General features: G+C 63.4%; 12 protein-coding genes. 5 read left to right on the plus strand and 7 right to left on the minus strand.

Features of this window, described 5'->3' with window-relative positions; genetic code table 11:
- Positions 1-49: 49 nt before the first annotated feature.
- On the plus strand, positions 50-1,954 hold the full coding sequence (locus F2P47_RS06960; RefSeq protein WP_152215622.1) for a propionyl-CoA synthetase: 1,905 nt from the start codon (positions 50-52) through the stop codon (positions 1,952-1,954).
- A gap of 77 nt (positions 1,955-2,031) precedes the next feature.
- Here F2P47_RS06960 and F2P47_RS06965 read toward each other — a convergent pair whose 3' ends face one another.
- Together F2P47_RS06965 and F2P47_RS06970 are read right to left on the minus strand one after the other, a co-directional pair.
- Positions 2,032-2,757: a DUF1013 domain-containing protein gene (locus F2P47_RS06965; protein ID WP_152215623.1), complete on the minus strand. Its 726-nt coding sequence runs from the start codon at positions 2,755-2,757 to the stop codon at positions 2,032-2,034.
- Positions 2,758-2,904: 147 nt separating this feature from the next.
- Complete coding sequence (locus tag F2P47_RS06970; RefSeq protein WP_210386859.1) at positions 2,905-3,900, minus strand: NAD(P)H-quinone oxidoreductase; 996 nt, start codon at positions 3,898-3,900, stop codon at positions 2,905-2,907.
- On the opposite strand from F2P47_RS06970, the gene F2P47_RS18070 reads away from it, so the two are divergent.
- Positions 3,899-4,210 (plus strand): DUF1192 domain-containing protein, encoded by a 312-nt coding sequence (locus F2P47_RS18070; protein WP_343032304.1) that lies wholly within the window; start codon positions 3,899-3,901, stop codon positions 4,208-4,210. The genes F2P47_RS06970 and F2P47_RS18070 overlap by 2 nt on opposite strands.
- 352 nt (positions 4,211-4,562) lie before the next feature.
- Positions 4,563-5,114, plus strand: a complete 552-nt coding sequence (rcdA, locus tag F2P47_RS06980) for a protease adaptor protein RcdA (RefSeq protein ID WP_152215624.1) — start codon at positions 4,563-4,565, stop codon at positions 5,112-5,114.
- Between the two features lie 77 nt (positions 5,115-5,191).
- Here the strand turns inward: rcdA and rpmE are convergent, their stop codons facing one another.
- On the minus strand, positions 5,192-5,419 hold the full coding sequence (gene rpmE, locus F2P47_RS06985; protein ID WP_152215625.1) for a 50S ribosomal protein L31: 228 nt from the start codon (positions 5,417-5,419) through the stop codon (positions 5,192-5,194).
- A gap of 277 nt (positions 5,420-5,696) precedes the next feature.
- Here rpmE and F2P47_RS06990 point away from each other — a divergent pair, with 277 nt between their 5' ends.
- Both F2P47_RS06990 and F2P47_RS06995 read left to right on the plus strand, forming a co-directional pair.
- Positions 5,697-7,535 carry an ABC transporter transmembrane domain-containing protein gene (locus F2P47_RS06990; protein WP_152215626.1) on the plus strand — a complete coding sequence of 613 codons (1,839 nt, stop codon included), beginning with the start codon at positions 5,697-5,699 and terminating at the stop codon, positions 7,533-7,535.
- Positions 7,536-7,581: 46 nt separating this feature from the next.
- The gene (locus F2P47_RS06995; RefSeq protein ID WP_152215627.1) at positions 7,582-8,670 is read left to right on the plus strand and encodes a strictosidine synthase family protein; all 1,089 of its coding nucleotides are present in this window, start codon (positions 7,582-7,584) and stop codon (positions 8,668-8,670) included.
- Between the two features lie 10 nt (positions 8,671-8,680).
- On the opposite strand, the gene F2P47_RS07000 is transcribed toward F2P47_RS06995, so the two are convergent.
- From F2P47_RS07000 to F2P47_RS07015, 4 genes are all read right to left on the minus strand, one after another.
- A complete protein-coding gene (locus tag F2P47_RS07000; RefSeq protein ID WP_152215628.1) occupies positions 8,681-9,691 on the minus strand; it encodes a peptidoglycan -binding protein in 1,011 nt (336 codons plus the stop codon).
- A 12-nt stretch (positions 9,692-9,703) separates the two neighbouring features.
- Positions 9,704-10,663 (minus strand): flagellar motor protein MotA, encoded by a 960-nt coding sequence (locus tag F2P47_RS07005; protein ID WP_152215629.1) that lies wholly within the window; start codon positions 10,661-10,663, stop codon positions 9,704-9,706.
- A gap of 53 nt (positions 10,664-10,716) precedes the next feature.
- Positions 10,717-11,286 carry an OmpA family protein gene (locus F2P47_RS07010; RefSeq protein WP_152215630.1) on the minus strand — a complete coding sequence of 190 codons (570 nt, stop codon included), beginning with the start codon at positions 11,284-11,286 and terminating at the stop codon, positions 10,717-10,719.
- Positions 11,287-11,442: 156 nt separating this feature from the next.
- On the minus strand, positions 11,443-12,246 hold the full coding sequence (locus F2P47_RS07015) for an inositol monophosphatase family protein (RefSeq protein ID WP_152215631.1): 804 nt from the start codon (positions 12,244-12,246) through the stop codon (positions 11,443-11,445).
- Positions 12,247-12,260: the final 14 nt, after the last annotated feature.

The raw sequence follows: 12,260 nt of genomic DNA on the forward strand, positions 1-12,260 counted from the left end.
TAACAAGCGGTAAGCTTGAATGCGGCCGGAAACCAAAGAGGAACGAGGGATGGGCCGCTACCGCGAAACATATGACCGTTGGAAACGCGATCCGGAGGGCTTCTGGGCCGAGGCCGCGCGCGAGATCGACTGGTCGCGGTCCTGGGACACCGTCCTCTCCGAAGAGTCGGGCCTCAGCCGCTGGTTCGCCGGCGCCGAATGCAACACCTGCTGGAACGCGCTGGACCGCCATGTGGCGACGCGCGGCGATCAGGCGGCGCTCATCTACGACAGCGCCATGACCGGCAAGGTGAAGAGCTTCACCTATCGGGAACTGACGGAGAAGGTCGCGACTTTTGCGGGCGCGCTTCAGCGCCACGGCGTCGGCAAGGGCGACTGCGTCATCATCTATATGCCCATGGTGCCGCAGGCAGTTGTCGCCATGCTCGCTTGCGCCCGCCTCGGCGCCATCCATTCCGTCGTCTTTGGTGGTTTTGCCGCGAAGGAGCTCGCGACACGCATCGACGACGCCAGGCCCAAGCTCATCGTCTCGGCCTCCTGCGGCCTCGAGCCCGGCCGCGTCATCGCCTACAAGCCGCTTCTCGACCATGCGATCGAGCTTTCGGCGCACAAGCCCTCGGCCACCATCATCTTTCAGCGCGCAGAGGCGCAGGCGGCGCTCGTTCCGGGCCGCGACTTCGACTGGAAGGACGAGATGGACAAGGCCCGCGCCGAAGGCCGCGCGCCTGCCTGCGTTCCTGTTGCCGCCACCGATCCGCTCTATGTGCTCTATACGTCCGGCACGACGGGCAAGCCCAAGGGTGTGGTCCGTGACAATGGCGGCCACATGGTCGCCCTCGAATGGACCATGAAGAATGTCTACGGCATGGACCCCGGCGACGTCTTCTGGGCCGCCTCGGATGTCGGCTGGGTGGTAGGCCATTCCTACATCGTTTACGGCCCGCTGTTTCATGGCTGCACCACCATCCTTTTCGAAGGCAAGCCGGTGGGCACGCCGGATGCGGGCACTTTCTGGCGCGTCATCGCGGACCATGGCGTGAAGGCACTCTTCACCGCGCCGACTGCCTTCCGCGCCATCAAGAAGGAAGATCCCAAGGCGGAGCTCGTTAAGGACTACGACCTCTCGACCCTGAAGACGCTTTTCCTCGCCGGCGAGCGCGGCGACCCGGACACGATCCAATGGGCGGAGCGCGCGCTGGGCGTGCCCGTCATCGACCATTGGTGGCAGACGGAAACGGGCTTCCCCATGGTCGCGAATCCCGTTGGTCTGGAGCTTCTGCCGGTCAAATACGGTTCGCCCTCGGTTCCCATGCCGGGCTACGAAATCCATGTGGTGGATGAGGCGGCGCATGAGCTGCCTGCGAACACAACCGGCGCCATCGTCGTCAAGCTGCCGCTGCCGCCGGGATGCCTGCCGACGCTCTGGCGCAATGACGAGGGCTTCCGTTCCTCCTACCTCGCCGACTATCCGGGCTATTACAAGACGGCCGATGCCGGCTATCTGGATGAAGACGGCTATCTCTATGTGATGAGCCGCACCGACGACATCATCAATGTGGCCGGTCATCGCCTCTCGACCGGCGGCATGGAGGAAGTGCTGGCCGGTCACCCCGATGTTGCCGAATGCGCCGTTATCGGTGTCGCGGACGCGCTGAAGGGGCAGGTGCCGATCGGCTTCCTCGTCATCAACAGAGGCGTCGATCGCCCGGCCTCCGAGATCGAGAAGGAGGCCGTCGCTCTCATCCGCGAAAAGATCGGCCCCGTTGCGTCCTTCAGGACCGCCATCGTCGTTCCGCGCCTGCCCAAGACGCGTTCCGGCAAGATCCTGCGCGGCACCATGCGCAAGATCGCCGACGGCGAAGCCTGGACGTCACCCGCCACCATCGACGACCCGATGATCCTCAACGAGATCGGCGACGCGCTGGGCGGCGTGGGGTATGGCAAGAAGGAGTGAGCTGCAAAGGGCGCACGAAATGAAAATGGCCGGGACTAGCCCGGCCATTTGCATTTGTTGGCGATGACGAAGAGTTCTTACTCCTCGTCGTCCTCCTCGATCTTCACGTCCTTGAGCTTCGCGAAAACGCTGTCGGCGTCGTAGCTCTTGCGTTCCTCGCGCTCCTCTTCGCGCTCGGGAGCGGCGATGGTCGCATGCACGGGCGCGGTGGTTTCGGCGGCGGGGAGGAGCGTCTCCGTGCCACCGGCTTCCTTCTGCGCCTTGCGGCGTTCGCGATCGACCTTCTTGGCGGCTTTCTGCACGGCGGCGTCGAGTTCGATCTGGGTCGAAAGGCCGAGCGTTACCGGATCGACCGGCTTGATGTTCGCCGAGTTCCAGTGGGTCCGCTCGCGGATCGACTCGATGGTCGGCTTGGTGGTGCCGACGAGCTTGGCGATCTGGGTGTCGGTCAGTTCCGGATGGTTGCGGATGAGCCAGGCGATGGCGTCCGGACGGTCCTGACGGCGCGACACGGGCGTGTAGCGCGGGCCCTTGCGGGGCTGGACCGGCGGCACCTTGTACTTGCTCTCGGCGGCCATCAGGCGCGTCGCCGGGTTCTTCTGGCAGCGCTCGATTTCGGCGCGCGTCAGCTGGCCAGTCGTCACCGGGTCCATGCCCTTGATGCCCTGAGCGACGTCGCCATCGGCGATGCCCTTCACTTCGAGCACATGCAGGCCGCAATAATCCGCGATCTGGTCGAAGGTGAGCGACGTGTTTTCGACGAGCCAGACGGCCGTCGCTTTGGGCATGAGGGGCTGAGTCATGTCTGTTCCTCTGATCCACCCGGCGATCGACCGGATGAACCCTTTCCTTGTCCTCGGAATGAGCGGGTAATAGCCGTTATATAGGGCGAAAAGCCCCCCAATGAAAGGCTGAAGAGGGGGGCTTTGCCGCTTTTAGAGCATCGCCCCTCAGGGGATCAGCACGATCTTCCCGATATGGGTGCTTTTTTCCATGAGTTCATGGGCCTTGGCGGCATCCGCCAGCGGGAAAGTCGCGTCGATCCGGGGCCGGACCCGGCCAGCTTCGATCAAGGGCCAGACGTTTTCGCGCAGCGCCCGGGCGAGCGCGGCTTTTTCCTCGATTCCCCGCGGGCGCAGTGTGGAGCCGGTCAGGGTCAGCCTTTTCAGCATGACCGGCATGAAATTGACCTCGGCGGTCGAGCCCTGCAGGAAGGCGATGGAGACGATGCGGCCGTCCGGCGCTGCCGACTGGATGTTCCGGGCGATATAGGACCCTCCCACCATGTCGAGAATGACGTCGACTCCGCGTCCGCCGGTGAGTGCCTTGGTTTCCTTCACGAAATCCTGCTCGCGGTAGTTGATGGCGGCTTCCGCCCCCAGTTGCAGACAGGCCGCGCATTTCTCTGCTGAGCCGGCCGTGGCGAATACCCGGGCGCCGAAGCAATTGGCGAGCTGGATCGCGGTCGTGCCGATGCCGCTGGTGCCGCCGTGAATGAGGAATGTCTCGCCGGCCTTGAGGGCACCGCGCTCGAAGACATTGGTCCAGACCGTGAAGAAGGTTTCCGGCAGGGCGGCAGCCTCGACGGCGCTGAAGCCCTTCGGGATGGGCAGCACGTGGGTTTCGTGGGCTGTCGCAAATTCGGCATAGCCACCGCCGCCGAGCAGGGCGCAGACCCGGTCGCCGGCCTTCCAGAGCGTCACGCCGGGGCCGGTCGCCACCACTTCGCCCGCGACTTCGAGGCCCGGCGTATCAGGCGCGCCGGGCGGCGGCGGATAGAGCCCCATGCGCTGGATCGTATCGGGACGGTTCACGCCCGCCGCTTCGACCCGGATCAGGATTTCGCCATGGCGAGGCTCAGGCCGCGCGATCTCGCGAAGCTCCAGCACTTCCGGACCGCCGGGTTTGGTAATGGCGATGGCCTTCATCTGGGCGGGCAGGGACATGATGCGTCTCCTCGACAAATGGGAGGTCTGGGCGATCAGAAGGTTGAAGGTCTATCCAAGCGCTTCCAGACTGGCAATAAAGGCGTCTGCAACGGCAGGAGAACGGCACATGGACACCGACGATCTGGAGCCCCGGAAGCGGCGGGGAGAGGCGCTGGCGGCGCTGGCTCGCGAAGACCTGACCCTCCTTGGCATCGAGGAGCTTGAAGAGCGAATCAGGTCGCTGGAAGAGGAGATTGTGCGTATTCGGACACAGCTTGAAAAAAAGCGTGGGACCCGGACAGCCGCTGAAGCCCTCTTCAAGAAGTAAATCGCTGCCAACTAACACATTGGAACACTGTAATTTTTCTGGGGAAAACAAGTAAAGCCATGTCCATTGTGTGTGCAGGTGCGAAAAGTGCCTGTTTGCGCGGCAGTTTATGGTTTGATAAACAGGAAAGTGCTAGGGTGACCTTGCGTAATCCAGTCCTCTGGATTTTGAGTGGCTCCTATCCACTCTGTTTGACGCCTCCCTGTTAGAACTGAGCCGCGGGCATTCCGCGGCTCTTTTTTTGATCCCGTGCATTAGTCACATGAAGGCCCCGCGAAAGCGTGGCATGAATGTTGATCCTTCCGGCTCGATGCGTGCTGTTTCGGCACGGGGCAATGAAGGGGGATGGGCGATGAGCGTCGAACGGATAGATCAGGATGTGCAGTTTGCCGGCGGAGCGGTAACGCTCGCCGAATTCATGACGTCCGGTCTCTTTCAGCGCACCTATCAGGAAGGCATGCAACTCGTCGAGGAGACGTCGGCCTATCTGGATGGTCCGGGGCGCGAAGCCTCGCGCAACCTCTCCCGCGATGCTTCCCTGGCCTATGCGGGCGAAAGCATGCGTCTCACCACGCGGTTGATGCAGGTTGCGGCGTGGCTTCTCGTCCGTAAGGCCGTGCATGAGGGTGAAATCACGCCTGAGGAAGCGCAGGCTGAGAAATATCGCCTCGCCACCAAGGAAATTGCGCGTTCGGCGCGGCTCGCGGGCGCCGACAGCCTGCCCGAGCGCCTTCGCGAGCTCATCGGCCGTTCGGAGCGGCTTTATGCACGGGTAGAGCGCCTCGACTCGCAGCTTCGCGAGCAGCAGGGCCCCGTCGCCGCGCACCACCCCATGGCCGAGCAGCTGAGCCGTGTTGAGGCCTTCTACCGCGAGACGCTGGCCCGCAACTTCGGCGAGGCCTGATCGTCTGGCTTTCTGGCGCCCCAAAAGAAAAAGCCCCGCAAAAGCGGGGCTTTGTCGTTTTAAAGCTCGACGTTTTCTCAGGCCTTGACGCCGAGATTGCCGAACTTCTGCTTGAAGCGGCTGACGCGACCGGCGCGGTCGACGAGCTGCTGGCCGCCGCCCGTCCAGGCCGGATGCGTGTTCGGGTCGATGTCGAGGGTGAGCGTGTCGCCCTCCTTGCCATAGGTCGAACGCGTCTGGAAGGTGGTCCCGTTCGTCATCGCCACAGTGATCATGTGGTAGTCGGGATGAATGTCTTTCTTCATGGCTCTCGCCTTCTCAAGCGTCGGAATGGGTCAAAGCGACGGAATGCGCAAAAAACCAGGGCAGCCGGACTCGGGGCGCCACCGGAATGGGGGCTTATAGCGAAGACGGAGGGGGCTGACAAGGGCATCAAATGGCCCGGTTGCGCGAACGTGCCGCATGCTTCATTTCCCTTGGGGGCCGCCCCGGATTGGCGCAGGCGGCGCGAGGTTGCTATATCAACGCCCGAGAAGCTTCTTGCGAGGCAGCCTCAACTACAACCGCAGCGGGCCATCATTCATGAGCGAGTCATCCAACCTCGTCGTCGATGCCATTGAGCAAGAGGCGCAACGGCGCAAGCCAGCTCGCGGCGTCAGGCCCATCGCCAAGCTGATGCCCTTCATCGGCCGTTACAAGGGCATGGTCGTTCTCGCCTTTATCTCTCTCGTTGCCGCGACGCTCGCCACGCTTGCCGTGCCCATCGCCGGGCGACGGCTTCTCGACAATGGCTTTACCAGCGCCAATGCGGATTTCATCGACACCTATTTCCTGGCGCTCATCGCCGTCGCGGCGCTGCTCGGGCTTGCCAGCGCCTCGCGCTTCTATCTGGTCAGCTGGATCGGCGAGCGTGTCGTCGCCGATCTGCGCGAGGCGGTTTATGCGCATGTGCTGAAGCTATCGCCCGCCTTTTTCGAGGTGACGCGCACCGGCGAGGTTCTGTCGCGCCTCACCGCCGACACGACACTCATCAAGACGGTGGTGGGTTCGTCGGCTTCCATCGCGCTGCGCAACTGTTTCCTCTTCATCGGCGCGGCGTCGATGATGGTCATTACCAGCGCATGGCTCTCGGGCCTCGTCCTGCTCGCCATTCCAATGATCATCCTGCCGCTCATCGTCTTCGGGCGCTGGGTGCGCCGGCTCAGCCGCGCGAGCCAGGACCGCCTCGCCGATACGAGCGCCTTCGGCACCGAAAGCCTGAACGCCATCCAGACGGTGCAGGCCTTCACGCATGAAGAGATCGATCGTAAACGCTTCACCGATACGGTGGAGAGCTCCTTCGCCACGGCGAAGGCGCGCATCATCGCCCGCGCGGTGCTCACCGCGCTGATCTTCTTCCTCGGCCTTTCGAGTGTCGTCGGCGTGCTGTGGTTCGGCGCCCATGCAGTGGTCGCCGGCGAGATGACGGGTGGCGCGCTCCTGCAGTTCATCCTTTATTCGGTGTTCGCCGCGACGGCGCTTGCCGCGCTTTCGGAAGTCTGGGGCGACATGCAGATGGCGGCGGGCGCGACGGAGCGTCTGATCGAACTCATTTCCATCGAGCCGCAGATCCGCGCGCCTGAAAAGCCCGAACATCTGCCGGCGCCTGCGCGCGGCGAGATTTCATTCGAGAATGTCACCTTCTCCTATCCGACCCGGCCCGACACCTCGGCGCTTCATGGCCTTTCGCTAAAGGTGCAGCCCGGCGAGACGGTCGCGATCGTCGGTCCTTCCGGCGCGGGCAAGAGCACCGTCTTCCAGCTTCTTCTCCGCTTCTACGATCCACAGCAGGGCCGCATTCTTTTCGATGGCGTGGGGATCACGAAGACCGAGCCTGTGGAACTCCGCGGCCGCCTTGCCGTCGTGCCGCAGGAAACGGTCGTCTTCGGCATGAGCGTCGCGGAAAACATCCGCTATGGCCGACCCGATGCGAGCGAGGAGGATGTGATCGCGGCGGCAAAGGCCGCGCGCATTCACGACTTCATCGTGACCCTGCCGAATGCCTATGAGACGCAGGTGGGCGAGCGCGGTGTGACGCTTTCGGGCGGCCAGCGCCAGCGCATTGCCATCGCCCGCGCGATCCTGCGCGACGCACCCGTTCTGCTGCTCGACGAAGCGACCTCGGCGCTCGACGCCGAAAGCGAAACGATGGTGCAGCAGGCGCTCGAAGGCCTGATGCAGGGCCGCACCACGCTGGTCATCGCGCATCGGCTCGCGACCGTTCTCAAGGCGAACCGCATCATCGTCATGGATCAGGGACGCATCGTCGCCAGCGGTACGCATGACGAACTCATTCGTGAGGGCGGGCTCTATAGCCGCCTCGCTCGCCTGCAATTTACCGGCGACATCGTCGGCGACGTGAAAAGCGTCGCGGTCCACTGACAAAATCCGTCATCGGCCAAACGAGCTGACGGAAACAGGAGAAACCATGCCGCGTTCGCTGAAGAACATCATCATCGGGATTGTGATCGTCGTCACTGCGATCAGCATACTCGGCTGGCGCTTTCTTTCGGCAGCGGGGTGGTTCACCGGCATCCGGGCCGAAGTGCCTGCCGAATGCCACGACCTCGCCTCTGTGCCCGGGCCGGAGGATATCGCCATCGATCAGGAGCGCGGACTTGCCTTCGTCTCGGCGCTGGACTGGCGCGCGGTCATGCGCGGCGAGAAGGGCGTTCGCGGCGGCATCTATGTGATCGACCTCAAGGCGCCGGAAGACAAATGGGCGCTCGCCCCCGTGACGCCGAACGAGCCTGCCGATTTCAAGCCGCATGGGCTCAGCCTCTATATCGGCGCTGACGGCAAGCGCCGTCTCTTCGTCGTCAATCATGCGGCGAGGGGCAATGCGCTCGAGATTTTCGACGTGGCGGATGGCGGAGCACTCACCCATGTGAAGAGCGTCACCAGTCCGCTTCTTGTCTCGCCCAATGATGTTGTCGCCGTCGGTCCGGATTCCTTCTACGCCACGAACGATCACGGCTCGACGGGGCTCAGCTCGAAGCTCAGCGACCTGCTGCTGCTGCGCAACGCCGATATCGTCTATTACGATGGCAATTCGATGCGCATTGCGGCGGATATGCTTCTCTTCCCCAATGGCATCAATATCAGCGCCGACGGCAAGACGCTTTATGTCGCCGAGACGCTGGGCGCTGCGCTGCATGTCTATGCGCGTGACCCCGCGACCGGGAAACTTACGCCGACCGACTATGCGCGCCTCGGCACAGGTCTCGACAATATCGATGTGGAACCGGATGGCTCGCTCCTGATCGCTGCGCATCCGAACATGATCGCCTTCCTGCGACACGCTTCCGATCCGAAGAAGCTGTCGCCAAGCCAGGTCGTCCGCATCGAGCCCGGCAAGGATGGCGGCGGCAAGGCGGGCACGATCTATCTCAATCTCGGCAAGCAACTTTCGGGATCGAGCGTCGCCGCCGGTTACGGCGACCTGATGCTCATCGGCAATGTGTTCGAGCCGAAGATCCTCGTCTGCAAGCAGTCGAAAGAGTTCAAGTCGTTCTGAGTTCTGTTCTTCACCGCTCTGTCAGCTTGAACTCGATACGGCGATTGCGCTTCAGTGCATCAGGCGTCGAGCCCTTGTCGAGCGGCTGGAATTCACCGAAGCCGGCTGCGACCAGGTGGTTGGGCGCGACGCCTTCCTTCACCATGAAGTCGACGACCGCAATGGCGCGTGCGCTGGAGAGATACCAGTTGGACGGGAACTGCGGCGTGTGGATCGGGTTGACGTCCGTGTGACCATCGATGCGCAGGACCCACGGAATATCGGAGGGAATTTCGCCGCCGATCTGTTTCACCGCCTCCGTGATCTTGCGCAATTGCTCGATGCCCGAGGGATTGATCTCGGCGGAACCTGAATCGAAGAGAATTTCCGACTGGATGACAAAACGGTCGCCGACGATCTCGATGTCGGGCCTGTTGCCGAGAATTTCGCGCAAGCGTCCGAAGAATTCAGAGCGGTATCTGGCAAGCTCCTGCACCTTCTGGGCGAGCGCCGCATTGAGGCGGCGGCCGAGATCGGCGATCTGTGCCTGGGATTCCTTGTCGCGCTTTTCCGATGCATTGAGCGCTTCTTCCAGCGCCGCGAGTTGGCGGCGCATCGCCGCAATCTGCTGGTTCAGAAGCTCGACCTGCGCCAGCGCCTGATTGGAAATGTCCTTTTGCTTCGAAAGCTCGTCCTGAAGCACGGTGACTTGCGCGCCGGTGCCTGCCTGTGCGCCAAGCTTTTCCTTCTCCGCGTTCGCGGCGGCAAGCGACGCTTGCAGGCTCGAGATGTTCAGTTGCAGATCGGCCTTTTCCTGCTTTACCAGCGCGAGCTGGCTCACCAATTCCGCGATCTGGCTTCTCAGGTTCTCCAGCGCCGTGTCCTTGCTGGACACAAGTTGCGACAGGAAGAATTGCGTCAGCATGAAGATCGTGAGCAGGAAGATCAGCACCAGCAACAGGCTCGACATGGCGTCGACGAAGCCCGGCCAGTAATCCGCGCTCGGGGCGCGGCCGCGTATGCGTCTGTTCGCCGGCGCCATTTGCCGCTCCCGCTATTTCTTCACGCCGAGGCTGGCGGCCAGCCGGTCGAGCACAGGTGCAAGCGCCTCCTGATTTTCTGCCAGCTTGCGGACCATCTGCTGTTCCTGCCGAAGCTGTTCGGTGAGCGCCTGGACCTGTCCGGCAAGCGCCATGAGCGGCGCGTTGCTGGCGCTGCCGCTGGTGAGCGCCTGTTCGATACGTTCGAGCCGCTTCGCCGTCTCGAGCATGCCGGGGCCGCGCTCCATCTCGCCGGAAATATCGGTGACGGTGGAGAGCCATTCCTCAAGCTCGTTGTAGAAGCGGTTCTGCGCCTGGCCCGCCTGAAGGTCGAGGAAGCCGAGGATCAGCGAGCCCGCGAGGCCGAAGAGCGAGGAGGAGAACGATGTGCCCATGCCCGACAGCGGTCCTTCGAGACCCGACTTGAGGTTCTGGAACACTGTCGCAGGGTCCGCACCTTCGACGTTGAGACCGTGGATTGTCGTGCCGACCGAGCTGACCGTCGTCAAAAGACCCCAGAAGGTGCCGAGCAGGCCGAGAAAAATCAGCAGGCCGATCATGTAGCGAGAGATTTCGCGCTGCTCGTCGAGGCGCGAACCGATCGAGTCCAGCAGCGAGCGCATGGAGAGCGTGTTGAGCATCATGCGGCCCTTGCGCTCGCCCAGCATGGTCGCCATGGGCGCGAGAAGGCGCGGGGCAGGCGGGATGACGAGGCCGGGATCGGCGCGGCGGAACTGGTTTACCCAGCTCACTTCCGGGCCGAGCACAAGGATTTGCCGGAAGCCGTAAACGATGCCGAGCGCAAGCACCGAGAGAATGAGCGTGTTGAGTCCCGGATTGGTGAAGTAGGCGGTCTTCAGCGTCGGCGAAAGAATGGCAAGCAGCAGTCCCACCAGGATCAGGAACATCACCATGCGCACGAGATAGGGCCGCGGTTTGGAGAGCGCCGCGCCGTCCTTGTAGTCCTTCGCCATAGCTTACCCCCTGAATGTCCGTCGCATGGTCGCCTTGGGAAACCGGCTCGCCCCTAGCCGCCTGTCCGCACGATATCGACGCGGTCGAGCGGGCCTGTGTCGCGCGCGCCGCCCAGAGCACGCACATTGAGCCTCTCCGCCGCGATGCCTTCCGACAGAAGAATTTCGCGCACGGCGAGCGCCCGCTTCAGCGAGAGCCGCCGCGCATTGGTGCCGTCGTCGCCTGCCGCGCCCGCATAGGCTTTCAGCGTCACACGCCCGCCATGCTGTTTGAAATTCGCGGCGAAGGCCTTGACGTCCGCAGCCGCCTGCGGGGTCGGCGTCGCGTCCTGCCGTCCGAAGGCGACGCGCAACAGCGCGGGTTCGGCTGCGTGGAGCTGTGTAGCGGCGCTCGGCTGCGTCTGCGCCGCTGCCGGAGCGTCAGGCACGGGCATCGCGGGAATGGAGGGAAGAGGGGTAGGCTCGGGCGCTTCGGGTGTGGTGATGATCCGTGTACCCGGCCGTTCCATCGGAACGGCGTCGACAGGTGCGGCTGAGGCGGCACCTGCCGCGGTCAGCGCCAGCGCCGCGGCGAGGCCGATGCGGCAGGCGAGGCTCGTCAAATGCTTCGACAGAAAATGCATAGCTTCGCCCACGCCCCGGAGAACTGAAATTCGACCGACAGTCTAGGCATCTCCCCGCGCGGGAACAACCGCGCGGACCGAAGTTCGACCGGCGTGAATCTCTAGGCAGCGAATTGGGCGGAAGTTGGACGGGCCCCGTTAACCGTAAGGCTCTCGTCAGCCCTTGGCGCGGGCGCGCTTCAGCAAGGTTTCGAGCTGGTTTCGCAGCATGTCATTGCCGGCGATGACGCCGCCCGTGCCGAGCATGTCTTCGCGACCATTGAGATCGCTGACGAAGCCGCCAGCCTCTCGCACGATGACGATACCTGCCGCCATGTCCCAAGGCTGGAGATTGGCTTCCCAATAGGCGTCGTAGCGGCCCGCGGCCACATAGGCGAGGTCAAGAGCGGCGGCCCCCATGCGGCGAACACCGGCGACCTCGTTCATGACGCTGCGAAGCTCGGTCAGATAGACCTCGTGGCCCGGTCGCCCGATATGCGGCGTGCCGCAGGCGACGACGCCCTGCGTCAGTTCACGACGCGCGGCGACGCGGATGCGCCGGTCGTTGAGAAAGGCGCCCTGGCCCTTCTCGCCGATGAACATTTCATCCGTGATGGGATTGTAGATGACGCCCGCCACCATCTGCCCGTCGCGCTCGAGGCCGATGGAGATGGCGAAATGCGGGATCGAATGCAGGAAGTTCGTCGTGCCGTCGAGCGGGTCGATGATCCAGCGATGCGACTTGTCGTTGCCTTCGACCACGCCGCCTTCTTCCATCAGGAAGCCATAGCCGGGGCGCGCCTTGGACAGTTCCTCGAAGATCGTCTTCTCTGCCTTCTTGTCGGCTGCGGTGACGAAATTCGCAGGTCCCTTGAGGGAGACCTGCAGATTTTCGACTTCGCCGAAGTCGCGCTGAAGACCGCGCGCGGCCTTGCGGGCGGCGGCGACCATGACGGCCATGACGGGCGTGTGACGTGACATCGGCGATCAGCTCC

This window comes from Parvibaculum sedimenti (assembly GCF_009184905.1).
GTDB classification, from domain to species: domain Bacteria; phylum Pseudomonadota; class Alphaproteobacteria; order Parvibaculales; family Parvibaculaceae; genus Parvibaculum; species Parvibaculum sedimenti.